The sequence below is a fragment of the Streptomyces sp. NPDC050535 genome (genome assembly GCF_044457665.1).
In the GTDB taxonomy this organism is placed as follows: Bacteria; Actinomycetota; Actinomycetes; order Streptomycetales; family Streptomycetaceae; genus Streptomyces.
Window position 1 is genome coordinate 215,274 of sequence record NZ_JBITHE010000010.1, and the last position, 25,430, is coordinate 240,703.

16 protein-coding genes are annotated in these 25,430 nt (G+C 72.3%); 10 read left to right on the forward strand and 6 right to left on the reverse strand.

The window, feature by feature from the left end; genetic code table 11:
- Nucleotides 1-586: 586 nt before the first annotated feature.
- From ACIBLC_RS23390 to ACIBLC_RS23425, 8 genes are all read left to right on the forward strand, one after another.
- Nucleotides 587-2,764, forward strand: a complete 2,178-nt coding sequence (locus ACIBLC_RS23390; RefSeq protein ID WP_399213078.1) for a hypothetical protein — start codon at nt 587-589, stop codon at nt 2,762-2,764.
- Between the two features lie 149 nt (nt 2,765-2,913).
- The gene (gene pelF / locus ACIBLC_RS23395; protein ID WP_399213186.1) at nt 2,914-4,449 is read left to right on the forward strand and encodes a GT4 family glycosyltransferase PelF; all 1,536 of its coding nucleotides are present in this window, start codon (nt 2,914-2,916) and stop codon (nt 4,447-4,449) included.
- Entirely contained in the window at nt 4,446-5,798 is a 1,353-nt protein-coding gene (locus ACIBLC_RS23400; protein WP_399213080.1) for a hypothetical protein, read from the forward strand. Before pelF ends, ACIBLC_RS23400 begins: the two co-directional genes overlap by 4 nt.
- Before the next feature lie 131 nt (nt 5,799-5,929).
- The gene (locus tag ACIBLC_RS23405) at nt 5,930-6,937 is read left to right on the forward strand and encodes an SDR family NAD(P)-dependent oxidoreductase (RefSeq protein WP_399213081.1); all 1,008 of its coding nucleotides are present in this window, start codon (nt 5,930-5,932) and stop codon (nt 6,935-6,937) included.
- A 50-nt stretch (nt 6,938-6,987) separates the two neighbouring features.
- Nucleotides 6,988-7,701, forward strand: coding sequence for an NDP-sugar synthase (locus tag ACIBLC_RS23410; protein ID WP_399213082.1), 714 nt, complete (start codon nt 6,988-6,990; stop codon nt 7,699-7,701).
- Between the two features lie 3 nt (nt 7,702-7,704).
- Nucleotides 7,705-8,610, forward strand: a complete 906-nt coding sequence (locus tag ACIBLC_RS23415) for an NAD-dependent epimerase/dehydratase family protein (RefSeq protein ID WP_399213084.1) — start codon at nt 7,705-7,707, stop codon at nt 8,608-8,610.
- A complete protein-coding gene (locus tag ACIBLC_RS23420) occupies nt 8,607-9,275 on the forward strand; it encodes a spherulation-specific family 4 protein (RefSeq protein WP_399213085.1) in 669 nt (222 codons plus the stop codon). Before ACIBLC_RS23415 ends, ACIBLC_RS23420 begins: the two co-directional genes overlap by 4 nt.
- Nucleotides 9,272-10,099 carry an endo alpha-1,4 polygalactosaminidase gene (locus ACIBLC_RS23425; RefSeq protein WP_399213086.1) on the forward strand — a complete coding sequence of 276 codons (828 nt, stop codon included), beginning with the start codon at nt 9,272-9,274 and terminating at the stop codon, nt 10,097-10,099. The genes ACIBLC_RS23420 and ACIBLC_RS23425 overlap by 4 nt, the downstream gene beginning before the upstream one ends.
- Nucleotides 10,100-10,195: 96 nt before the next feature.
- On the opposite strand, the gene ACIBLC_RS23430 is transcribed toward ACIBLC_RS23425, so the two are convergent.
- Entirely contained in the window at nt 10,196-10,438 is a 243-nt protein-coding gene (locus ACIBLC_RS23430; RefSeq protein ID WP_399213087.1) for a hypothetical protein, read from the reverse strand.
- A 176-nt stretch (nt 10,439-10,614) separates the two neighbouring features.
- Nucleotides 10,615-13,377 (reverse strand): AAA family ATPase, encoded by a 2,763-nt coding sequence (locus tag ACIBLC_RS23435; protein WP_399213088.1) that lies wholly within the window; start codon nt 13,375-13,377, stop codon nt 10,615-10,617.
- Between the two features lie 253 nt (nt 13,378-13,630).
- Here ACIBLC_RS23435 and ACIBLC_RS23440 point away from each other — a divergent pair, with 253 nt between their 5' ends.
- Both ACIBLC_RS23440 and ACIBLC_RS23445 read left to right on the forward strand, forming a co-directional pair.
- Nucleotides 13,631-15,832 carry an MMPL family transporter gene (locus ACIBLC_RS23440; protein ID WP_399213089.1) on the forward strand — a complete coding sequence of 734 codons (2,202 nt, stop codon included), beginning with the start codon at nt 13,631-13,633 and terminating at the stop codon, nt 15,830-15,832.
- Between the two features lie 410 nt (nt 15,833-16,242).
- Nucleotides 16,243-19,518 carry a BTAD domain-containing putative transcriptional regulator gene (locus ACIBLC_RS23445; RefSeq protein WP_399213187.1) on the forward strand — a complete coding sequence of 1,092 codons (3,276 nt, stop codon included), beginning with the start codon at nt 16,243-16,245 and terminating at the stop codon, nt 19,516-19,518.
- Between the two features lie 28 nt (nt 19,519-19,546).
- On the opposite strand, the gene ACIBLC_RS23450 is transcribed toward ACIBLC_RS23445, so the two are convergent.
- The 4 genes from ACIBLC_RS23450 to ACIBLC_RS23465 form a co-directional block, all read right to left on the reverse strand.
- Complete coding sequence (locus ACIBLC_RS23450) at nt 19,547-21,250, reverse strand: bifunctional 3'-5' exonuclease/DNA polymerase (RefSeq protein ID WP_399213090.1); 1,704 nt, start codon at nt 21,248-21,250, stop codon at nt 19,547-19,549.
- A 109-nt stretch (nt 21,251-21,359) separates the two neighbouring features.
- A complete protein-coding gene (locus ACIBLC_RS23455; RefSeq protein WP_399213091.1) occupies nt 21,360-22,097 on the reverse strand; it encodes a Clp protease N-terminal domain-containing protein in 738 nt (245 codons plus the stop codon).
- Nucleotides 22,098-22,340: 243 nt separating this feature from the next.
- Nucleotides 22,341-24,641 (reverse strand): FtsX-like permease family protein, encoded by a 2,301-nt coding sequence (locus ACIBLC_RS23460; RefSeq protein ID WP_399213092.1) that lies wholly within the window; start codon nt 24,639-24,641, stop codon nt 22,341-22,343.
- Nucleotides 24,635-25,360, reverse strand: a complete 726-nt coding sequence (locus ACIBLC_RS23465; protein WP_399213093.1) for an ABC transporter ATP-binding protein — start codon at nt 25,358-25,360, stop codon at nt 24,635-24,637. Before ACIBLC_RS23465 ends, ACIBLC_RS23460 begins: the two co-directional genes overlap by 7 nt.
- Nucleotides 25,361-25,430 lie beyond the last annotated feature (70 nt).

Below are 25,430 nucleotides of genomic sequence, written 5' to 3' on the forward strand. Positions count from 1 at the left end.
TGGAAGCTGTTCCTGTCATGTTCCAGGGCGCCGCCGACCTGTCGGATAGCCGTAAACCGAGCGTCACGCGACTACGCCGGAACCCTGGGGGTGCGTCCAGGGATCCGACCTGGATCCAGGTCGCGGGGTCGGTTAGCGGATGTGGAGATAATTCGTACGGTCGTTTCGTCAGAATCGCACCATCGGGTGATCCGATTGGTGGCGGGTCGGCGAGGTGTCGGCCGAGATTCCGACGTTCTCCCAGACGGTTTGATTGAGAAGCGAATGCCCTCTGAGCTGCGCATATTCTTGATCATTTATGCGAGCGGTGGAGTGTAATCGCATGCTCCTGATTCCGTCGGATGGGCTCATGTGCGCCTCTGATGCCACAGGCCATAAGCCTCGACGGTGGGTCAGTAGGTGATATACCTCTGGGCGATGGGGGCGCGGGGATCGAAGGATTCACGCATACGCGGTTGCATTCAGCTTTGGCACGGTCGTGTCCGCGAATAAGTAAACCTGCGAAATTTCTATCACGATCTGATCGATATCTGATCCATTTGTTATGTCGCGCCGCAGTGAACTGCGGCGTTGGGGGGAGTTCATCATGCGTCGCAAGTTGTTGAAAGCCAGTGTGTGCGGCAGCGCTGCCGTGCTCACACTCGTCACGTCGCCGATAGCCGCGAAAGCGGCCACGCTGGAGCCGAGGATCGACCTGAAGGTGCTCGTCGTCGATGACGGGGGTCCGGCCACCGGGGCCATCACCGCCGAACTCGACTCGGCAGGTACCCCGTACACCAGGGTGAACCTGGCCGACAGCGGGCGGCCGCAGATCAACGCCACCTTCCTCAGCGACACCGTCGGCGGCCGTCCCAGGGCCAAGTACCAGGCCGTCGTGCTGCCGAACGACAACCCGTTCGGAGCCGGTTCCGCGGAGATGACGGCCCTCGCGACCTTCGAGCGGACCTTCGGCATCCGGCAGGCCGACGCCTACACCTACGCCAGGCCCGAGGTCGGGCTGAACTACGCGCAGGCACCCGGGTACATCGGCTCTCTCGACGGCACCACCGCCCAGGTGACGTCCGCCGGGAAGACCGGATCCTTCGGCTACCTCGACGGGAACGTCCCCTTCGAGGACAACGCGCCCAACGTGTCCGAGAGCTACGGCTACCTGGCCGTGCCGCTCGCCCAGCAGCAGGCCGGGGCCACGTTCACCAGCTATGTGGACGCCCCGATCCCGGGCAGCTCCGCACGCGGCTCGCTCGTCGGCGAGTACGCCCACGACGGGCGCCGGGAACTGGTCGTCAACTTCGTCTACAACCAGTACCAGGAGCAGTACCGGCTGCTCAGCCGGGGCATCGTCGAGTGGCTGACCCAGGGCATCCACCTGGGCGCCGGCCGCAACTACTTCGCGGTCCACGTCGACGATGTCTTCCTCGGCGACGACCGGTGGAACACCTCGCTCAACTGCACCCCCGGAGACGTGGACTGCGCCCCGGGCGAGGGCGCCACCCCCGACCCGATCCGGATGACGGCCGCGGACGCCCAGTACGCCAAGCAGTGGTCCGCCGGCCGCGGGCTCACTCTGGACATGGTGTTCAACGGCGGCGGCAGCGAGGACTACAAGGCGGAAAACGGCGGCGCCGACCCGACGGCGAACCAGCTCATCGCCGACAAGAGCGCCTTCCGCTGGGTCAACCACACCTACAAGCACCCGTTCCTGGGCTGCGTGCAGGACGTCAGCGTGGTGCCGTGGAAGTGCTCCACCGACGCAAGCGGAAAGACCCAGTGGGTCAGCCAGGCCGAGATCACCTCGCAGATCACCCAGAACCGCACCTGGGCCAACGGCAAGGGCCTCGCCCTCGACAACACGGAACTCGTCACCGGTGAGCACTCCGGGATGAAGGTGCTCCCGCAGCAGCCCGCCGACAACCCCAACCTGGCCCCTTCCCTGACCGCGACCGGGGTGAAGTGGCTGGCCAGCGACAATTCCCGAGACCCGCAGCAGCGCCAGATCGGCCCCGCCCTCACCGCGCCGCGCTTCCCGATGAACGTCTACTACAACGTGGGCCGCGCGGCCGAGGAGGTGGACGAGTACAACTTCATCTACACCAGCAAGGCCAACGGCGGCAGCGGCATCTGTGAGGGTTCCTCGACCACCACCTGCCTGAGTGCCCCGCTGGACCCACAGACCGGTTACATGTCGTACATCGTCCCGTTGGAGAGCCGCATCGCCCTCGGGCACGCGCTTTCCAACGACCCCCGGCCGGTGTACATGCATCAGTCGAACCTCGCCGAGGACCGCATCGCCTACCCGGTGCTGGACAAGATCCTGGGCGATTACACCAGCCTCTACGCGGCCAACACCCCGCTGGTCAATCTGCGGCTGAAGGACATCGGGACCGAGCTGAAGTACCGCGCCGCCTGGACCGCCGCGGTGAAGAACAACCAGGTCACCGGCTACCGGATCGGCAACACGGTCACCATCAGCTCGCCGAACGGCATCCAGACCCGCGCGACCATGCCCACCGGCACCACTCAGAGGCAGCTGATCGGCAGCACCGCCTTCGGCACCGCCTACGCCGGGCAGCTGTCCGGCTGGACCGCCCCCGGCCTGCTGCAGGCCTCGATCACCCTGCAACTGACCACGCAGGCCACGCCCGCGGCCCCCACCGCCACCGGCACCGCGGAGGTAGAGGCACCGGCGCCCGCGCTGCGTGTGCCCAGTGGTGTGGCCAGCCCTGTCCCGGCAGGCCCCGGCGACACCGTCCGCCGCAAGCGCTGACTGTGATCAACGGGCACGGCCGGCACCGCAGGCGCGAGCGTCCCAGCGGGTCCAACCGGCCCGACGGGACACGGGGATACGGGGATACGGGGACCTTGGCAGGGACCAACCGCACCATGTCGGCATTCGGGGACACACCGCCATCCGGCATGGCCAGGGCCATCACGGCCATCAACACCGGCGCGACGCGCGTCACCATGCTCACCGAGGGCACCTACCCGCACAGTCACGGCGGAGTGAGTGTCTGGTGTGATCAGCTCGTCCACGGCATACCCGACGTGGACTTCCAGATACTCGCGGTCACCAGTGACGGCCGCGAGCCGCTCACCTGGGAAACGCCCGCGCACGTCAGCAAGGTGGTCTCCATACCCACCTGGGGACCGACGCCGACCGGCCGCGCACCGCGCGGCCGGCGGCTGCGGGGCTTCCTCGACACCTACGAGATGTTCCTGCTGGCCCTCCTCGATCCCGGCCCCGGTTCCGGTCCGCATTTTGGCCCCAGCACCCTGGAGAGCTTCGCCCAAGGGCTGTACGGCCTCGCGGCACGGGCCCGGTACGGGGAACTGACGGCGGCGCTGCGCCACGAGGCGGCGCTGCGCACCCTGGCCGCCGTCTGGAACCGTCCGCACCTACCCACCCACGCCGCCCGGCCGACCATGCACGACGCGCTGACCGCGACCGACCTGCTGGAACACGCCCTGCGCCCACTGGCGGCCGTCCCACCCAGGCACGGGATCACCCACGCCGTCAGCGGCGGACTGGCGGCCCTACCCGGACTGCTGGCCCGGCACCTGCACGGCACGCCGCTGCTGCTCACCGAACACGGCGTCTACCTGCGTGAGCGCTACCTCGGTTACGGCGCCGGCGGTTACCACTGGCCGGTGAAGGCACTGCTGCTCGGCTTCTTCCGGCTGCTGGCGCAGGAGACCTACGCCCGCGCCGCGCTCGTGACGCCGGGAAGCCACTACAACCGACGCTGGGAGGAACGTGGCGGTACCGCACCCGACAAGATCCGTACCGTCTACAACGGTGTGGACCCCGGGGCCTTTCCTCCCGCCGGTCCGGAACCGGAGACCCCCACGCTGGCCTGGGCGGGGCGGGTCGATCCCATCAAGGACCTGGAGACGCTGATCCGGGCTTTCGCCCTGGTGCGCCGGGAGATGCCCCAGGCGCGGTTGCGGCTGTTCGGCGGCACGCCCAGTGGCGGTCAGGCCTACCGGGAGCGCTGTCAGGCTCTCGCCGAGGAGTTGGGGGCCGGTGACGCGCTGGTCTTCGAGGGCCGGGTGGAGGACATCCGCGACGCGTACGCGGCGGGCAACGTGGTGATGCTGTCCAGCATCAGCGAGGGTTTTCCCTTCACCCTCATCGAGGCCATGTCGTGCGGGCGGGCCACCGTCTCCACCGACGTGGGCGGGGTCCGCGAGGCGGTGGGCGACGCCGGACTCGTCGTACCGCCGCGCGAACCCGAGGCGATGGCGCGGGCCGCCCTGGAACTGCTCCGCGACCCGGCGCGGCGCGCCCAGATGGGCGAGGCCGCACGGCTGAGGGTGATCGATCAGTTCACCCTCCGGCGCACCATCGACTCCTTCCGGGAGATCTACGGCGCGCTGGCGGCGGGCGAGGACCGGACGCATCTTGCCGAGGACCCGGCGCCGCGCGCCCGACTGGCAGGAGGTGGGTGGTGAACCTGCCGGGCGACGACCGAACCGTATTACTGCGCCTGCCGACTCCGCCGCAGCGGCCGCCGGCCTGGGCCGACGACCCGCTCGACAAGCTCGCCGACCGGCTGGCGGACGTGTGCGGGGCCGCCGTTCACCCGGACGAGATCGCCGCGGTGCTGGAGTCCGACGGGCTGACGCACGAACAGATCACCACCCGTTACTCGCGACGGGATCTGTTCGCTGTCGCGGAGGAGCTGTACGAACGGGTGCCGCGCCGTTTCCCGGACCCCGGACCGGGGTCCGACCCGTGGCGGACCAGCCCGCGGCAGTGCCTGCTGCGCGGGATGCTGTTCGGGCTGCCGGGGCTGGCCTACCTTCTGGGCGCAGGGCTGCTGCCCGGCCGGGTCACCGGGCTCGCCGCCTCGGCACTCGTGGCCTGGGCCTGGAACCAGGCACTGGCCCACCGCGCCTACGTACGGCTCGCCGCGGGCGGCCGGCGGGAAGCCGCGCGGTGCCTGCTGCTCGGGGCCCCGGCCGGGGTGACGGCAGCGACGGCGGCCGCGATGGCCGTCTCGGGGACGGGCGCCGTCTCGGCCTTCGCGGCGGGAGAGGCGCTCTATCTTGCGGCGGCCACGGTGCTGCTCGTGCTGGGACGCGAACAGCACCTGCTGATCGCGCTCGCACCGACGGCGGCCGGGGCGGCCTGCATACCGCTGTGGCGCCCCGGCCCGGTGCCGGTCGTCGTGCTGCTGCTGGCCACCGTAGCGGCGGCGGTGCTGTCGGCGGTACGGGAGATCGTACGGTCCCTGCGCACCACGAGCTCCTCGGCACCGGGCACAACCCCGCTCACCGCTTCCGTCCCGTACGGGCTGTTCGGTCTGGCCGGCGGGGCGCTGACGCTGATGGCCCCGGCGGCGGGCAGGCCGGCCGCCGTCGTGCTGACGCTGAGCATGGGCGTGGCCGAGTGGCTGCTCTACCGCTACCGGAGCCTGACACTCAGAGCTCTGCGGCACAGCCGGACCCCTCGGGGGTTCCGGCTCCGGGCGGCCGGTGTGCTCGCCCTCTGCCTGACCCAGTACCTCGCGGTGCTCGCCGCCCCGGCGCTGTTCACCGGGGTGCCGACGCTGCCGCTGCTCGCCCTCGGCGCGGCGCTCTGGGTCGCCCTGCTGCTCCAGGCGGCCGGAATCGCCTGGCCGTCCGCCGTGGCCTGCCTCGGCGCCGCCTTGGCGGAGACGGCACTGTCGGGCGGGGCCTTCCCAGGACCGGCTCTGCTCAGCCCGGCGACCGCCGAGTTGGCGGCCTGTGGCTGCGCGACGGCAGTGCTGCTGGTGGTCGCGTGCACCCGGATGGGCCGGACCACGGCCCACCGCTGACCGGATCCCGGTAACCCGCGGCCCCGTGACCTCATGGCGCCCCGGCCCTGCAACGCCGCACAGGCGGTATCCCCAGTGACCCCGTGACCCCAACCGGGCCCGACCGATTCAGATTCAGAGGAGAAAGATCCGTGACCTCGTCCGCTCCCGTAACCGTCGCAGTAACCGGTGCCGAGGGATTCATCGGCTCGCACCTGGTGGAGGCGCTCGTCGCAACAGGGCACCGGGTACGCGCCATGGCCCAGTACAACTCCTTCTCGTCGTACGGCTGGCTGGAGACCCTGCCGCGGGACGTGATGGACAGTGTGGAGGTCGTCCTCGGCGACGTACGCGACGCCGGCTCGGTGCAGCACCTGCTCACCGGCACCGAGGCCGTCTACCACCTGGCCGCGCTGATCGCGATCCCGTACTCCTACCAGGCCCCGCACAGTTACGTGGCCACCAATGTCACCGGGACGCTCAACGTGCTGGAAGCCGTACGCAGGCTCGACATCCCCAGGATGGTGCACACCTCCACCAGTGAGACGTACGGCACCGCGCAGACCGTCCCCATCAGCGAGGACCACCCCATCAACACCCAGTCCCCGTACGCCGCTTCGAAGGCGGGCGGGGACCGGCTGGCCGACAGCTACCACGCGAGTTTCGGCACCCAGGTGGTCACCCTGCGGCCGTTCAACACCTTCGGGCCGCGCCAGTCCATGCGCGCGGTGATCCCGACCGTCATCGGACAGGTCGCGGCCGGAGACCGGACCATCGCCCTGGGCGACCTGCGGCCCACCCGGGACTTCATGTTCGTCAAGGACACCGCCCGGGCGTTCCTCGCGGTGGGCACCGCGCCCGCCGACGCCGTCGTCGGCCGGACCTTCAACGCCGGTACCGGCGGCGAGATCTCGGTCGGCGACCTGGTCACCCTGATCGGCAAGCTCATGGGGGCCGAGCTCGAGGTCCGCGAGGACGCGCAGCGCATCCGGCCGGCCGGATCGGAGGTGATGCGGCTGGTCTGCGACGCGTCACGGCTGCGCGCCGCCACCGGCTGGGCGCCCGCCCACAGCCTCGAAGAGGGTCTTGAGGCGACCATCGACTTCTTCCGCGACCCGGCGAACCTCGGCCGCTACAAGACCGGCATCTACAACGTCTGACGACTCGCTCCAGGCCATCGACCACCGACCGACCGACAACGGAGTCCGCCATGCACGCAGTCATTCTGGCCGGAGGCAAGGGTGTCCGGCTGCGCCCGTACACGACCGCGCTGCCCAAGCCGCTCGTCCCCATCGGCGACCAGCACGCGATCCTGGAGATCGTGATGCGGCAGCTCGCCAATGCCGGCTTCACCACCTGCACCATCGCCATCGGGCACCTCGGCCACATCATCCGGGCCTACGTCGGCAACGGCTCCCAGTGGGGCCTGCGCGTCGGCTACACCACCGAGGACAGCCCACTGGGCACCATGGGCCCGCTGCTGACCATGCTCGACCGGCTGCCCGAACACTTCCTCGTCATGAACGGCGACATCCTCACCGACCTCGACTTCGGCGCCGTACTGCGCAGTCACGAGGCGTCCGACGCGCCGCTGACCATCGCCACGTACTGCCGCGAGGTCAGGATCGACTTCGGCGTGCTCACCACCGACAGCAAGCAGGTTGTCGGCTTCACCGAGAAGCCGACCCTGGACTACCGGGTGTCCATGGGCGTCTACGGCCTCTCCCGGTCCACCCTGGACGGCTACACCCCCGGTCTGCCGCTCGGCTTCGACGAACTCGTCCTCGACCTGCTCCGCGACGGCAAGCCTCCGGCCGCCCACGAGTTCGACGGCTACTGGCTGGACATCGGCCGCCCGGACGACTACGACCGGGCCAACGCCGAGTTCACCACCCACCGCGACCTGCTGCTGAGGGGGGCCTGACCCATGCGCATCCTTGTCCTGGGCTCCACCGGGTTCCTGGGCCGGCACATCACGGAGCACCTGCGCGCCCTGTCGGGCGTGCGGGTGCTCCGCGCCGGCCGCTCCCCGGGCGCCGACCTGCGGGTCGACCTCACCACCGCCACCGTGCCCGCTCTCGCCGCCGACCTGCACGCGCTGGCACCGGACGCCGTCGTCAACTGCGCAGGCGCCGTCGGGGGCGGCCCGCTTCTGCTGGCGGAGACCAACGCCCGAGGGCCCGCCGTGCTGTGCGAGGCGTTGACCGCGGCCGGCATCCCGGTACGCCTGGTCCATCTCGGATCCGCCGGGGAGTACGGGACGACCGCCGGGCAGCCGCTCGGCGAGGACTCCGCCACCTGTCCGCAGGGCGCGTACGGGGCCACCAAACTGGCGGGTTCGCTGACCGTCGCCGAGGCCGCGCTGGACGCCGTCGTCCTACGGGTGTTCAACCCCCTCGGGCCTGGCTCGCCCGGCACCAGCCTGCCCGGGCGGCTCGCCGACGAACTCCTGCGCGCCGGGCCGGACGGCGCGGTGCGGGTCGGTGACCTCTCCGCGTACCGCGACTTCGTCGACGCACGGGACGTGGCCCATGCCGCCGCCCTCGCCGTCACCGCGCCCGGCCCGCTGCCCCGCATCCTCAACATCGCCGGCGGCAGAGCCACCCGGGTCCGCGAGGTCGCGGAAGGCCTGGCCCGGATCAGCGGATTCCACGGCCGGATCGCCGAGAACGGCACCGGTTCCCAGCGCTCGTCAGCCATCTCCTGGCAGCAGGCGGACATCACGGCCGCCGCCACCGCTCTGGGCTGGCAGCCCGAACGTACCCTCGCCACCTCGCTCGCCGACCTGTGGACCTCGCGCACCGGCCCGTCCCCGACCCCGCTGTCGGCATGACACAGGGCCGACTGCTTGTTCCGCTGTACGTCCACCCCGCTGTGGACCCTGCGGCGTGGCAGGCCCTGACGCGGGTCCCGTCGCTGCTGTACGGAGTCGTCCTCAACGTCGCCGACGGCCCCGGCGCGACCCGCGACCCGGCCTTCGCCGCCGCCGCCGGGGCTCTGCGTGCGGCGGGCGTACGCGTGCTCGGATACCTCGACTCCGCCTACGGCACCCGTCCCCACCGGACGGTGCTGCACGAACTGCGCCACCACATCAGCTGGTACGGAACCGACGGTGTCTTTTTCGATCAGGCCGGCGCCGAAGTCGGCATGCTGCCGTACTACCGCGCGCTGGCCGACGAGGCCCGCGACCACGGCGCCGGCACCGTCGTGCTCAACCCGGGAATCCACCCTGATCCCGGCTACGCCTCCGTCGCCGATCTGCTGGTCACCTTCGAAGGGGACTGGCAGACCTACCTCACCTCAGCCGTGCCCGCCTGGACGGAGGCGCACCCGCCGACCCGCTTCTGTCATCTCATCCACGGCGTCCCCGACGGCCTGTGCGACCTCGCCGCCGTTACCGCACGTACGCGTCGAGCCGACGTCCACTGCGCGGTACCGGGCGAGGGTGCGAACCCCTGGGCCGCCCTGCCCTCCGCCGTGAGGAGGGGAACCACGTGAGGTCCGCAACCCGCCGGCCACTCCCGCTGTCAGCCGCGTACCTGCTGTTCACGGGAGCGCTCGCGGGGCTGCTCGCCGGGTGCGTCAACGTCCCGGACCGCGCTCCCGACGATCGCCCGTCGGGAGCGCGCTGGCAACCGCGCCCCGGCACGGCCTGGCAGTGGCAGCTCAGTGGCCGCGTCGACACCAGCGTGGCCGTCCCCGTCTACGACATCGACGGTTTCGAGAACAGCGCCGCCGTCGTGCGACGCCTCCACGAGAGCGGCCGCAAGGTCATCTGCTACATCAACGCCGGTGCCTGGGAGGACTTCCGCCCCGACCGCAGCGCCTTCCCCGCCTCCGTCCTCGGCCGCTCCGACGGCTGGAGCGGCGAGCGCTGGCTCGACATCCGGCGCCGCTCGCTGCTCCGCCCCATCATGGCCGCACGTCTCGACATGTGCCGTGAGAAGGGCTTCGACGCCGTAGAACCCGACCTCCTGGACGGCTACACCAACGACACCGGCTTTCCGCTGACCGCCGCCCACCAGCTCGCCTACAACCGCATGATCGCGGCCCTCGCACACGAACGGGGCATGGCGGTCGGCCTCAAGAACGACCTGGAACAGATCCCCGACCTGGTCCGTGACTTCGACTTCGCGGTCAACGAGCAGTGCGCGGAGTTCGACGAATGCTCCTCGCTGAGTCCCTTCATCAAGGCGGACAAGGCCGTCTTCCACGTGGAGTACAGCGTGCCCAAGCGCACGTTCTGCCCGCTCGCCAAGCGCCTCCGCCTCGACTCGATGAGCAAACGGCTCGCCCTGGGCCGCTGGCGCAGCCCCTGCTGAACCCGCGGCCCGACCAGGGCGGCCCCTTCGGCGGACAGCCGGTGGAGAGAGGCGTCTGAACGGTGCATCACGGGGTGTCACGGCTCTGTGGACGCCTCAGGACTGGGTTCTCGTGATCCAGGACCGGTAGCTCCACTGAGTGAGTCCGCCGACGGTGAGGGAAGCGAGAGTCGCGCCCCAGTCGATGACGTGGGGCAGGCCGGGGAAGAAGGCGAAGAGGGCGAGCGTGGCCGTGAGGCCGGTGAGGAACGCGGCGAGTTCGGGGCGGCGTCGTGTGTGCGATGTCGGCTCTGTCCGGCATGCGGGGGCCGGACTCTTCGGCCGTGGGGGCTCGATCATGACAACTGGCTCCGGGATGTGGTGGCACTGGCTCGTACGCCGTACGCCGCGACCCACCGACGTGGACGTGGGCGCACGCATTGCCATAACGAGGCAGCGTCCGGGAAGAGTTGCTCCGCAGGGGACGTACGGCGGACGAAGGATCGAGTCGCGGCCGGAGCGCCCCCTCCGCCCCCTCAGACCCCCAGATCCGCCCGATCCCGAAGCTGCCTGCGTGAAGTGATGCCGAGTTTGCGGAAGATGTTGCGCAGGTGGGCGTCGATGGTGCGAGGGCTGAGGAAGAGGCGGGCGGCGACCTCGTTGGACGTCGCGCCGGTGGCGACCAGCCGGGCTATGTAGAGCTCCTGCGGGGTGAGTTGGTCGTAGGTGTGCCCGGTGCGGCTGCGGGCCTTCTCGCCGGTGGCGCGCAGTTCGTCGGCGGCTCGCTGGGCGAACGCCTCGAGGCCCGCGTCGGAGAGCAGTTCGTGGGCGGTGCGCAGGTGCAGCCGGCAGTCCCGCCTGCGGCCCTCGCGCCGCAGCCATTCGCCGTAGAGGAGATGGGCTCTGGCCCGGTAGGGGAGCAGGGGGCTCTTGTCGAGGTGCTCGATGGCTTCCCGGTAGTGCTCCTCGTCCCCGGTCACCAGGCCTCGCGCGTACGCGGCGATGCCGAGGCCCGAGGTGGTGCCGCCGGCCTCGGTGCGTTCGGTCAGTGATTCCAGGGCGGTGGCGGCGGTGTCGCGCTCGCCGCAGCGGACGGCCGCCTCGACCAGTTCGGGCAGGGAGATCCCGGTGAGGAAGAGGTCGCCGTGCGCGGTGGCCCGGCGGGCCGCGGCCAGTGCGGCCGGGTAGTCGGCAAGCCCGTTGTTCAGCACGGCCGTTGACCAGTGGACGTTGGCGATCAACTGCCCCGCGCCGCGCGCCGTCGCCGCCTCGGCAGCCGCCTCGAACAGCTCGGAGGCCTCCTGGCGACGGCCGCGCATCGCGGCCAGGTGGAGCCGGTGGTACCAGACCGGGGGCCCGCCCACCGCGTCGGCGATCGCCTCCTCCTCGGCGATCGCCGACGTCGCTTGCCCGAAGTCGCCCCTGAACGTGGCGCTGGACGCCACCTGGGCGAGGCCGAGGCGCAGTACCAGCGGGGAACCCGACTCCCGGCCCGTCTTCATCAGCCACTCGGCGACCGCCGAGTGGGTGTGCGGGTCCCACAGTTCGCACGCGAGGATCGAGGCGAGCGCCGGCCGCCGGGTCCACATCGGGGCGTCGCCGCCGTCGAGCGCGGCCCGTATCGAGGGAACCGCCGCCCGGTGTCCGTCGGAAGCCAGCAGGGTCAGCGCGTCCAGGATGTCCGGCGGGCGCGGCGCCGGAGCGGCGGGCCCCGGATCAGGCAGGGGCAACGCGCTCACGTACGGGCTCACTTGGCGACCGGCCGCGGCCAGGACCATGTCCATCACACCGTGCGCCCGGCCGACGACCAGGCTCATCTCGAGCGCGTCCAGGAAGCACTCCCGTGACCACTCCGGGTCAAGTGCCGACAGACGCTGGGCGGCCCGCAGCATGAACATCGGGCCGTTGCCGTCGTTGTGCCGTACGAAGGCGATCTGGCCCCGCAGCAGATCGACTCGGGCGTGCTGGAGCTCGTCCAGGGCGGCGTTCTCGACGGTGGTGAGAAGTTCCGCCGCGGTGTCGGTGGCGCCCGCGTCGAGCTTGGCGCGCACCGCCGCGAGCGTTCGCTCGATCCGCCGGCCGGTGTCCAGCGACAGGGCCGCCGCGCGTTCGATGAAGGCCGCCGCGGCCACCACGCCCCCGCGCGACTGGGCCCGGGACGCCGAACGCTCCAGCTCGGCGGCGACGTCGTCGTCGGGTCCTGTGCCGGCCTGGGCGCGATGCCAGGCCCGCCGGTCCGGGTCGATGACCGGGTCGGTGACCTCGGCCAACACCCCGTGGGCCGTACGGCGTTGACTCGCCTCCGCCGCCCGGTAGACGGCCGACCGGGCCAGCGGGTGGCAGAAGCGGACGCGGGTGGAGAACTCGACGAGGCCGGTGGCGGTCGCGGCCGCGCCTGCCGTCGTCACGTCGAGGTCCAGTCGCCGCGCGGCGGGCCACAGCAACCCGGGGTCGCCGGTCGGGTCGGCGCTCGCGATGGTCAGCAACAGCCGTGCCCCGGGCGGCGCTTCGGCCAGCCTGGCCTGGAAGCTGCGCTCGATCCGGGTCGGCACCGAGGACGCGTCCGGCGGGGCGAAGCCACCGGCCCTGGGCAGTTCGAGCAGCGCCAACGGGTTGCCGCGCGCCTCGGCCATGATCCGGTCACGCACCTGTTCGTCGAGCGTCACATGGCTCCGGGTCGCCAGCAACGCGCGTGCGTCGGTGTCGCGCAGGCCGTCGACGAACAGGCCCGGCAGATCGTCCAGTTCGCCGGCGGCACTGGGCAGTCGTACTCCGAACACCATGGCGACGGGTTCGGCGCCGATGCGTCGGGCGAGGAAGGCCAGCGCCTTCGCCGAAGCCGCGTCCAGCCACTGGGCGTCGTCGACCACGCACAACAGCGGGCGCTCACGGGCCGCGGACGCCAGCAGCTCGAGCGTCGCCAGGCCGATGCGGAACGCGTCCGGGGCGCCGGTGGCCAGTCCGAACGCGATCCGCAGCGACTCGCGGTGCGGGGCGGGCAGTTCGCCGAGTTGTCCAAGGACCGGCACACACAGCTGGTGCAGGGCGGCGAACGGCAACTCCGTCTCGTACTGCGAGCCGCACACCTGGACGACCCGGAACCCGGCCGCGGCCTGCCGGGCGCGTTCAAGCAGTGCGCTCTTGCCGATGCCGGCCTCGCCCCGCAGGACCAGCGCCCCGCCCCGGCCCTCGCGCGCGGCGCCGGTCAGCTCGTCGATGCGCCCGATTTCGTCCTGCCTGCCGACGAGTTGAGCGGTTCTGCCGACGAGTTGAGCAGTGGGGGGAACAGACGTCCGCATACCTCGTACGTTAGGCGAGCCCTCGCCGTCGAGGGAGCCGAACTGCCGAGCCCGCGCCGTCGGCGGTGTGCCGCACCCAGGGTGACGTCGGGACGTACGTCCTCGCGACCGCGGAGAACGCCTACGTGGCAACGCCCTTCGCCACCTAGGCGATGTTCACCGACGCGAGCGCGCGGGCGCCGGTGCGAGCTTGGAGGCTCACCGGTGCCGCAGTCGAGAAGTGGCAGCTCCGGCCTCTCCGAAGGGTGAATCCATGCTGTTGCGAATCGCCGAGCTCGCCGTGCGTCGTGCCCGGCCGCTGCTCATCGTCTCCACGCTCCTGCTCGTCGCCATGGCCGCCCTCGGCATCGGTGCCTTCGGCAAGCTCAGCGGAGGCGGGTTCGATGATCCGGGCGCGCCGTCCAGCCGGGCCGAGAAACTGATCGACGAGAAGTTCGGCGGTGACGCGAACCTGGTCCTGCTGGTCGAAGCCGAGCAGGGCGGCCCCGACACGACCGCGGCGGCGCAGCGCGGCCGGGAGCTCACCGAGAGCCTGCGGAACGAGGGAACCGTCTCCGGCGTGCTGTCGTACTGGGACCGTGGCGGCGAGGGCCTGAAGTCCAAGGACGGCGAAAAGGCACTGGTCCTTGCCCATGTCAAGGGCGGCGACCGGGACGAGGGCCCGAACACCGAGGCGCTGCTCGACGAGTACACCGGTGACAAGGACGGCGTCTCGGTCCGGGCCGGCGGCGGCGCCGCGGTGAACAGCGGCCTCTCCACGCAGGTCGCCGAGGACCTCGCGCTCGCCGAGGCCATCGCGATACCGGTCACCCTGATCCTGCTGGTGATCGCCTTCGGGAGCCTGGTGGCGGCCCTGCTGCCGCTGGTCATCGGTGTCATCGCGATCGTCGGCACGCTCGCCGAGCTGTATCTGCTGGGCAGCGTCACCGACGTCTCGGTCCTCTCGGTCAACCTCACCACCGCGCTCGGTCTCGGGCTCGGCATCGACTACGGTCTGCTGCTCGTCTCCCGGTTCCGTGAGCAACTGGTCCACGGCGACGACGTGCCCGACGCCATCCGGCACACGGTCACCACCGCCGGGCGCACCATCGCCTTCTCCTCCGCGACGGTCATCGCCGCGCTGGGCGCGCTGCTCGTCTTCCCGCTGTTCGCGCTGCGCTCCTTCGCCTACGCCGGGATCGGGGTGGTGGCGATCGCGTCCATCAGCTCGCTGCTGGTGATCCCCGCACTGCTCGCCGTACTCGGTCACCGCGTCAACAAGGGCCGGGTCCCCGGCACCAGGGCGGCCGGCCGCACGGACTCCCCGCTGTGGGGGCGGATCGCCGGCACCGTGATGCGCAGGCCCGGTCTGACCGCCCTGCCCGTGCTCGCCGTGCTGCTGCTGGCCGCGAGTCCGCTCCTCGGCGTCAGTTTCGGCATCCCGGACGAGCGGGTGCTCCCGGAGGACGCCGAGAGCCGGCAGGTCTCGACCGCGCTGCGGACCGACTTCGCGGCCAACGACGCGGCGGCCGTACAGATCATCACCACCCGCTCGGTGACCCCGGACGCGCTCGGCGGCTACGCCACCCAACTGTCCCGGCTCGACGGTGTGGTGCGGGTCGACGCGAGCTCCGGCAGCTACACCGGCGGCCGGCAGTCCGCGCGGCCCGGACCCGGCGCCGAGGCGCTCGGCAACCCGGACGCGCAGCGGCTGACCGTGCTCCACGAGTTCACTCCGGCCTCGGACGCCGCACAGGACCTGGTCGGCGAGATCCGGGCCGTCGACGCGCCGTCCGGTGCCAAGGCCCTGGTCGGTGGCAACGACGCGCGGCTGGTGGACTCCAAGCAGTCGATCGGCGACCGGCTGCCGCTGGCCATCGGCTGGATCGTGGTCAGCACCTTCGTCCTGCTGTTCCTGTTCACCGGCAGTGTGGTGCAGCCGCTGCGCGCCCTGGTCCTCAACGGGGTCAGCCTGATGGCCGCCATGGGCGCCATGGTGTGGATCTTCCAGGACGGAAACCTCAGCGGGCTGCTCGACTTCACGCCGCAGCCCATGGAGGCCGGCACGACGGTACTGATGTTCTGCATCGCCTTCGGTCTGTCCATGGACTACGAGGTGTTCGTGACCAGCCGGATCAAGGAGCTGCATGACGGGGGCGCCGGTCCCGAGGAGGCCGTGACCCGGGGTCTCGCGGGTACCGGACGGATCGTCACCATGGCGGCCGGGCTGCTGGCCGTGAGCTTCTTCGCCTTCGCCACCAGCAAGGTCAGCTTCATCCAGATGTTCGGACTGGGCAGCGGGCTGGCGATCCTGATCGACGCGGTCGCCGTACGCGGAGTGCTGGTGCCGGCGGCGATGCGACTGCTGGGCCGCAGCGCCTGGTACGCGCCGGCCGGTCTGCGCCGGCTGCACACCAAGGTGGGCCTGAGCGAGGCCCCGGAGGCACCGGCCGACCGGGTGTCGGCCGGCGTGTAGCGGACACGGCGGAGGCCGTGACCCGAACCCTCGGGTCACGGCCTCCGCCGCGTCGGCCGTCACGCATCCGCTCCCGCACGCTTCCCGTGGGGGTGCGCCCCGGTCAGCCCACGGAGTGATCCGACTGTCACTACAGACGGGGGCCCCGGTCGCTCACCTGGGGCGACCGGGGCCTCTCGCGTCCCCGGATCCGGCCACGGCGGCGACACTCCCCCGAGTTACGCGTCCTACGCGCGCACCGTCGGGCCAGATCCGATGTTGTGATCACATCAGGCCACGCCAACAGATCGCTAACATAACCGCCAACGGTTCCACGGGGAGCCGCGTGCCGGTCGGTGCAAGTCGCCGTGGGCGCGGTCGGGTTGGTGCGCGGCACGGGCTGCTCGCGCGGAAGGGCAGTGGGCGGCTTCATGCGGGACGGACTGCGGCGTGGACTGCGGTTCGGGCTGCTGGGGCCACCGGTTCTGTACGACGCCGACGGCGAGGTCCGGTCGGCCGGCGGCGGCAAGATGCGTGCCCTGCTGGTCGCGCTGCTGCTCGAACCGGGCCGGGTCGTCTCCGTCGACGCGCTCAAGGACGCCCTGTGGGCCGGGTCGCCGCCGGCCTCCGCACAGGCCTCGCTCCAGAACCATGTGACACGGCTGCGGCGCCTCCTCGACGATCCGGAACGGCTGCGTGCCGTCCAGCCGGGATACGTACTGCGCGTCGGCGAGGGCGAGTTGGACGTCCGTGTCTTCGAGGACCACGTCACGGCGGCCCGCGCCGCGCACGCCGGACGCGACTGGGAGCGCGCGCTGCGCGAGTCCGCGAACGCCCTCGCACTCTGGCGCGGGACACCCCTGAGCGGGCTCCCGTCCGAGGGATGCGGGTACGCGTTCGTCCAGCGGCTCGCGGAGGCGCGGCTGCTTGTTCTGGAGTGGCGGTACGAGGCTGAGTTGGGCCTCGCGGAGGCCGGATCCCGGGGTGACGCGGGCCTCGGGGGCGCGGGTGCCGGGGCGCACGAGGTCGCGGCCGGTGCGGCCGGGGTCGCGGCCGGGGCGGATCGACTGGAGCGGCTCGCACCGGAGTTGGCCGCCCTCGTCACCGAACATCCGCTCCGTGAGGCCTTCCACCGGCAGCTCATGCTCGTACTGCACCGCACCGGACGCCGTGCCGAGGCCTTGGCCGTCCACCGTGACCTGCGGGCCCGCCTGGTCGAGGAGCTCGGCGTCGAGCCGGGCGCCGCGGTGCGGGCGGCGCACCTGGAGATCCTTCGGGAGCGGGCGGTGCGGGGGGCGCCGTCGGCAGGGGCGGACGATCGGGGGACCGGCTCCCCGGATCCCCGTTCCGTGAAGCCTGCCCCGCCGACGCCGAGCTCGCCGGTCCCGAGCTCTCCGGTCCCCGGGCTCGCGGAGAACGTCCCACCCCGTCCGGCCCAACTCCCGCCCGCACCGGCATACTTCACCGGCAGAGACGAGGTGCAGAAGGCGCTGCGGCCGGTTCTGGACGCGGAACTCCGGACGGCCGCAACCGGACCCGGTGTCGCCGTCATCAGCGGTATGGCCGGTGTGGGCAAGAGCGCGCTGGCACTGCACGTGGCACACAGGTCGAGGAAGTGCTTTCCCGACGGGCAGCTCTACGTCAACCTGCACGGCGCCACGCCCGGAATGGCTCCACTCACCTCTGCCCAGGCGCTCGCCGCGCTGCTGCGCGACCTCGGTACCGAGCCGCGCCGTATCCCCGAACACCCGGACGCGGCAGCTGCGTTACTCCGGTCGATACTCGCGCCGACCCGCACGCTGCTGGTGCTCGACGACGCGGCGCACGCCGGGCAGGTACGGCCGTTGCTTCCCGCGGGAGCGGGGTGCGCGGTGATCGTGACGAGCCGTTCGCCGCTCACGGCACTGGACGGCGCGCACCGATTCCCGCTGGCGCCGCTGTCGGACGAGGACAGCGCGGCGTTGCTCCGCGCGATCTCCGGACGGGAGGAGGGACTCGACGGCGGACACCGCCTCGTCGAACTCACCGGCAGACTTCCGCTCGCCCTCCGAATCGTCGCGGCCCGCCTCGCCGCCCGCCGCGCGCTCACACCGGACGCGCTCGCCGGTCAACTGGCCGCCACAGAAGGGCGGTTGCACCATCTCGAGTACGACGACCTGAGCGTACGCAGGTCGCTGGGCGTCGCCCATGACGCGCTGCGCGTCTCGGAGCGGCAGGCCGACCGGGACGCGGCGCTCGCCCTGTGCCGTATCGGCGCGCTCGACCTCCCCGCGTACGGGGCGCCCCTCCTCGCCCGGCTGACCGGCACCGACGAACGCCGTGCCGAGGCAGCCCTCGACCGCCTAGTCGACGTAGCCCTCCTGGAGGAGACGGCGTACGGCCGCTACGCACCCCACGACCTCGTCCGCGACTTCGCCCGCGAGATCGCGGGAGCACCGGACGGCGGGCTGGTCACCGAGCCGGCCCCTGAGGCGGACACCGGGGGAGACGGCGTCTCCGTCCCGGCCGAACGCGCCCTGCGCTGGTATGCCGCCGTCGCCGCGCGCACCCTCGCGGTGATCGTCGAACCCGGCCTAGACCGCGAGGACCGCGGCAGGCCGACCGCGTCACAGCCGGACTCGCACGCGGCGGACGTCGAGGCCACGCCGCCGTTCGGCTCCTCCGAGGAGGCGTTCGCCTGGGGCGATCTCGAGCTGGAGAACGTGGTGGCGCTGGTGGAGCGGTACGCGCGGGTCTGCCGGTACGTCCCCGTCCTGGTGCGGCTGCTCCACCCGTACGCCCAACGCAGCGGCCGGGTAGCCGAGTCGGAGGTGCTCCAGCGGGCCGCGCTGCGCGCCGCGCGGCGGCTCGGGGACGAGGCCGCCGAGGCGTACGCGCTCGGGGACCTCGCGGGGCTGCACTTCATGACCGGGCGCGCGGGCGGTGCACTCGCCCTGAACGACGAGGCGCTGGCGATCTGGCGGCGGCTCGGGGTCCTGTCGTGGGTGCGGCGGGGCCTGAACAACCGCGGCATGCTCCTCCAGGGGCTCGGCCGGCACGACGAGTCCGGCGAGGCACTGCTGCGGAGCCTGGAACTCTCACGGCGGCTGGGAGACCGGCACACCGAGGCCATCACCTACAGCAACCTCGGCAACCTGCACGAGCACACGGACCCCCGGGTCGCCATCGACCACCACAGGCGGAGCCTCGCGATCGGCGACGCGCTGGACGACGTGATCATCCGGCACTCCGCGCACTGCAACATCGGCTACGCCCATCTCACCCTCGGCGAACCGGCCGCCGCCGTACCGCACTTCGAGGAGAGCCTGCGTGTCCTCGGCAGCCACGGCGACTGGCACGGCGAGGCGCAGACCCGGCTAGGGCTGGTGCGCGCCCTGCGGAGAGCGGGGCTCCGGGCGCGGGCCGCGGCCGAGTGCGACCTGCTGTTGTGCCGTGCCGACAGCCGCGCCGACGGGTACACCGGAGGGCTCGCCCGCCACCAGCGCGGACTGCTGCTGCGCTCGGCGGGGGACACCGAAGGGGCGTACGGCCAGTGGCGGTCGGCCCTGGAAGCGCTGGACGGGACGGACAGTTCGGTGGTGGGGGAGCTGAGGGAACTCCTCGCGCGGCCGGCTGACCTGCCCCGGCCGGATGTCGTCCTACCCCGGCCGGTCGCCGCCCCCGAGCCGGTCCAGTCGGTCCCGGCCTCGTCGCGCCCCGCCCTTTGACTCCCGCCTCACGCCACCCCACCGACCCTCACTTCGCGTCCGCATAACACTCGACCACCGCTGTCGTGAACGGAAAGCGGACCGGTGTCTCGCCGAACGTGAGGCGGCCCGCGAGGTCGGCCGCCTCGCGGATCGCGGTCACCACCGTGTCCGCCTCCTCGGCGGGGCAGTGCACGATGACCTCGTCGTGCTGGAAGAAGACCAGCTCGGCGGCGAGGCCGGCGCAGGTGCGCCGGAGGGCGGCGAGCACCAGCAGGGTCCATTCGGCGGCGCTGCCCTGGACGACGAAGTTGCGGGCGAACCGGCCGCGGGCACGGGAGTTGGAGGACGCGTAGCCGGGGACCCAGGCGCTCTGGTCGACGCTGGTCTCGGCGGGGTCGTCCTGCGGGATGCCCGCCTCCTCCGACGCGGCGTCCGCGGCGTCGGACGCGCCGACCGCCGGAGGGCAGGTGCGCCCGAGCCAGGTCCGGACGAGCCGCCCCTCCTCGCCCGCGCGGGCCGCGTCGTCCACGTAAGCGACGGCCTTGGGGAAGCGGCGGCGCAGCAGGGCGAGGTTCTTCAGTCCGTCACCGGACGTCTGCCCGTACACGGCTCCGAGCACGGCGAGCTTGGCCTGCGCCCGGTCACCGGAGAACGCCCGGTCCGACACCGACTGGTACAGGTCGCTCTCGCGGCCCGCGACCTCCATCAGTCCCGGGTCGCGCGAGATCGCGGCGAGCACCCGGGGCTCCATCTGGTCGGCGTCGGCCACGACGAGCCGCCAGCCGGGGTCGGCGACCACGGCACGGCGGATCACCTTGGGGATCTGCAGCGCCCCGCCGCCATTGGTCACCCACCGCCCGGTGACCGTCCCACCGGGCAGGTACTCCGGCCTGAAGCGTCCGTCCCGCACCCAGTCCTGGAGCCAGGACCAGCCGTGTGCCACCCAGATCCGGTACAGCTTCTTGTACTCGATCAGTGGTTTCACGGCCGGGTGGTCGATGGACTCGATCTCCCAGCGGCGGGTGGACCTGACCTTGATCCCGGCCTGCCCGAACGCCTTTATGACGTCGGCGGGCAGGTCGGGTCTGACCCGTCTGCCGAAGGCCGCCGAGACCTCTTCCGCGAGCTCGGCCAGGCGGCGGGGCTCGCCACCGCCCACGTACCGCTCGCCGAGCAGTTCGTGCAGGACCGCCCTGTGGACGTCCGCGCTCCACGGCAGCCCCGACTCGTTCATCTCGGCGGCCACCAGCGTCCCCGCCGACTCGGCCGTCGTCAGCAGGTGCATGCGCTCGGGGCGCGCGGTCGCTTCGTGGCGGCGGTACTGGTCCGCGTACACCTCCAGGAGGTCCGCCAGGGGTACGTGGACCGGGCGCGGTTCGAAGAGGGACGACTGCGAGCCGGGTTCGGCGGAGCGCTGGGGCGGGTCCGGCGGTACGGGGCCGCCGCGCAGTCTCGCGAGCGCGGCGGCAGCCGACCGGGGTTCGCCCAGCCGCCCCTCGTGACCGAGGAGCAGCGTCTCGGCGGCCTCGATGTCGTAGCACCGCTCCACTCGCACCCCCGTGGCGAGCAGGCGCGGGTACACGTCCGCCGTCGACCGCCAGACCCACCGGGTCACGTCCGGGCGCGTCCGCACGGCGTCCACGAGATCCGGCTCCCTGCGCACCGGCCCCGCGGGCAGACCGTCCGGGCCGAGGGGAGCGACCTCGGCGCCGCCGTCCTCGGCCGGCACGAGAGCCCACCGGTCGGTCATGATTCCGAGTCTCGCAGGGGGGTCTGACAATGAGGTCGGGCGCGGCGTGTCGCCCCCCCCCGGGGGGCAGGGCGTGGACGGGCCGGCCGCCGACCTGCTCCGGACCCGATCAGCCGGTGGTCTCCGTCCGCGCCTTCACGATCTCCCCGATCACGTGGCTGATATGCGCCTCGGCCGCGGCCTTCTCCACGCCGACTCCGCTGAGGACTCCCTCGCCGTTCTCGAACTCCAGGAGGGCCAGGAGGATGTGCTCGGTGCCGACGTAGTTGTGGCCGAGGCGGAGGGCCTCACGGAAGGTGAGTTCCAGGACCTTCTTGGCCGCGGGACCGTACGGGATGAGCTCCGGTACCTCGTCGGCGGCCGGCGGGAGCGTTGCCGTCGCCGCCTCGCGTACGGCGTCCAGGGTCACACCCTGTGCGGTGATCGCCTGCGCGGCGAGCCCCTCGGGTTCGGCGAGGAGGCCGAGGACGAGGTGTACGGGGAGGCTCTCGGCGTTGCCCGCGGACTTCGCCTCGCTGTGCGCGGCCATGACCACGTTCCGGGCGCGCGGGGTGTAGCGGCCGAAGCCCTGGCTGGGGTCGAGGTCCGACTCGGCCTTCGGGACGAAGCGCTTCTGGGCGGCCTGCCTGGTGACTCCCATGCTCTTGCCGATGTCCGTCCAGGACGCGCCCGAACGCCGGGCCTGGTCCACGAAGTGGCCGATCAGGTGGTCGGCCACGTCGCCGAGGTGGTCCGCGGCGATCACCGCGTCCTGGAGCTGGTCGAGTGCGTCGGTGTGGACCTTCTTGATGGCGTCGATGAGGTCGTCGAGACGTACGGATGCCGTGCCGGGTGGGTTCGTCGTCATGTGTCAACCGTAGGTTGGCAGTTGAGGGCTGTCAACCCGAAGTTGACACTTGGCGGCGGTGTCGCTGGTGCGGGCCGCGGAACCGGGCGGGGCCTCCGCGCGGGCCTCCCTGCGGGCTCCCGGTACTCCGACGTGCGGGTCCGACGAGCGTGCGGATCCGTCACGCAGGTCCCGGCACGGGCCCCCGTACAGGCTCCGCGTGCAGGCCCCGTACGAGCCCAAAGATCACCCCGAGCCCAAAGATCACTCCCGCCGTCCCGCCCGAGAACCCACCCCCATCACCGAGACCCCCAGCACCGAAGCCCCCACCCCGACCGCCAGGCAGACCCCCACACACCCGCCGAGCACTCCCCACGGCACTCCCACCTCCACCGGCGCGGACAACCGCCCCAGCGCCACCGCGAGCCCCGCGAGGTTCACCCCGGCGACGGCACCCCCGAGCAGGGCCCCCGCGCCGATCCCCATCGCCGCCTCACCGGCGACCACGCGCAGCACCTGCCCCCGGGTCGCGCCCGCGAGCCGCAGGGACCGGAGCTCCGTACCCCGTGCGGACGTCGCCATCAGCAGCGTCCCGGCGAGTGAGATCCCGGCGTAGACGAGAGCGATGCCCAGGACGACCAGCAGCCCCAGCCGCGTCTGCGGGCTGGTCCGCGGATGCGTGGCGGCCAGCCACGCCGACGTGGCCCGCACGGTCCCACCGCCCGCCCGGGCCTTCCCACCAGTGACCCGCGTCGTCCCGCCGTCGGACCCCACCGCCCCACCGATACCCCGACCCGTCCCGCCGTCGGACCCCACCGCCCCCACCGCGGCCCGCAGTGCCGCCCCGACCGCCCGCAGATCCACCCCCCGCCGCGCCCGCACATCAACCCGATCGACACGCGCCCCCGGCGCGTTCGCCAGGGTCACATACGCCCCGTTGTCCCCCGTCCCCCGCGCCAGCACCGCGGCGATCCGCAGCCGGGCGGGCCGTCCGTCGCCGAGCCGGACCCGGACCCGGGAACCCACCTCGTGCCGTTCCCACTCCTCGTTCACGACGATCGAGTGGTCGTCGAGGTCGCGCAGGTCGCCCGCGACGACCGGAAGCCGGGTCACCGAAGCGAATGCCGCCACGTCACTCACCGCCCGCGCTTCGGACCGTACGAGAGAGGTCCCCTCCTCCCGCACGAAAACGGCGGTGGACGCGGTCCCCGAAACCGTCGCCCCCGGTACGCCGGACCCTCGAAGCGCGTCCAAGTCCCCGCCGGTGACGACGAACTGCGCCCGCGTCTGCTCCCGAGCCTCGACCGCCTTCGCCCGTGCGACCGTCGCCGCCGAGCCCAGCAGCGACCCCGCAAGCGCGACCGTGACCAGAACGGGCGCCGCCACGGCGGCGGTTCGCCGTACGGAGGTGGACGCGTTCTCGCGGATCAGCAGCCCGGCGGCACCCGGCAGCCGATCCAGCCGGACCAGCCGTACGACCGGACGCACCAGGACGGGCGCGAGCGCCGCCACCGCCGTGATCAGGATCATCGGCTGGGTGACGTACGTCTTCCGCTTCAGCGGCGCGGCGGGGTCCGTGCCCAACGTCCAGGCCAGCAGGCCCAGTCCGGCAGCGAGCAGGGTGCAGCCGATCGCCCGCCGGGACCACGGCATCACGCCCGTGTCCACGGAGGCCTCGCGCAAGGCCTCGACAGCACCGATACGGGCCGCCCGCCGCGACGCCGCCCACGCTCCCGTGACGGCGACCAGCACCCCCACACCGAAGGCGGCCTGATACGGCCGGCTCACCGACCCCGGCAGCGCGAACCACGAGGGCGCCACCCCGCCGTCCACCAGCGCCCGCACGAGCCGCGGCGCCGCCCGAGACCCCAGTACGCAGCCCATCGCCGAGGCCACGAGCCCCACCGCGACCGCTTCGCCGAGCAGCAGCCGCCGCACCTGCCCGGGCAGTGCCCCGGCCATCCGCAGCAGCCCGAACTCCCGTCTCCGCAGGGCCACTACGAAGGCGAACGTGGACGCTGTCACGAACACCGACACGAAGGCCACGACCCCGGCGGCGGTGCCCAGCAGGGAGTTGACCCCGACCAGCGCCTCGGCGTCGCGCGCGGCGGAGGGGTCGGCCCGGTGGCGGTCGTCCCCGGTCAGGACGCGGGCGCGGTCCCCGACGAGCGCTCGTACGGCCGCGGCGGGAGCGTCGACACCGACCGCGTCCGGCACCGCCCCGTCCGTCGTGCCGAGTCCGTCGAGCCGTACCGGGCCCAATTCCCGTAGCCCGGCTATCAGTTCTCCGTCCACAGGGTGTGGATGCGCCAGCCGTTTCGACACCAGCGCGGTGTCCGGCCCCCGCCGTACCTCCACCGTCAGGGTGTCGCGGCCCATCACCACCACGGGCGAGGACGCGAACCGTTCCGGTGCGCGGGCGGGCGCGCCGAGGGAGGCGCTGAGACCCAGCCCCATCGCCGTCATCACGGCGACCCCGAGCCCGACGGCTACGAAGGAGCCGAGCAGGGAGGCCCAGCGGGTACGCAGAGAGGACCAGGTCAGGAGGGGGAGCGGGGTCAGCACTTCGCACGCTCCAGCCCAGCCAGGTGCGCGGCGATCTCCGCTGCCGAAGGGGCCGCCGACTCCCCGCTCACCCGCCCGTCGACCAGGAAGACCACCCGGTCCGCGTACGAGGCGGCCACCGGATCGTGCGTGACCATGACCGTCGTCCGGCCCTCGCGGTCCACCGACTCCCGCAGCAGCGTAAGGACTTCATGGCTCGTCGCGGTGTCCAGCGCGCCCGTCGGCTCGTCGCCGAAGAGCACGGACGGGCGGGTGATCAGGGCCCGCGCGAGCGCGACGCGCTGCTGCTGCCCACCGGACAGCTGCGAGGGACGGTGTCCGGCACGGTCCGCGAGGCCAACCCGGGCCAGCGCCTCGCGCACCGCCCCGCGCGCAGGCCGCCGCCCGGCCAGCCGCAGCGGCAGCGCCACGTTCTGCGCGGCCGTCAGCGACGGCAGCAGATTGAAGGACTGGAACACGAAACCGATCCGTTCCCGCCGCAGCAGCGTCCGCCGCCGCTCGCTCAGCCCGGCCAGCTCGACCCCGTCGACGGCCACGGTCCCGGAACTCGGCCGGTCGAGCCCGGCCGCGCACTGGAGCAGGGTCGACTTCCCCGACCCCGAGGGGCCCATCACGGCCGTGAAGGTCCCGGCGTCGAAGTCCAGGTCGACCCCGGCCAGGGCGGCGACGGCGCCGTAGTCACGGCGCAGGGATCGGATACGTACGGCTGTGGTGTCCATGCCCTCCAGCGAACCGTCCGGCGGCCGCCCGGGCACGACCACCAGGGGGTCTTCCGGGGGTAGGGCAGGC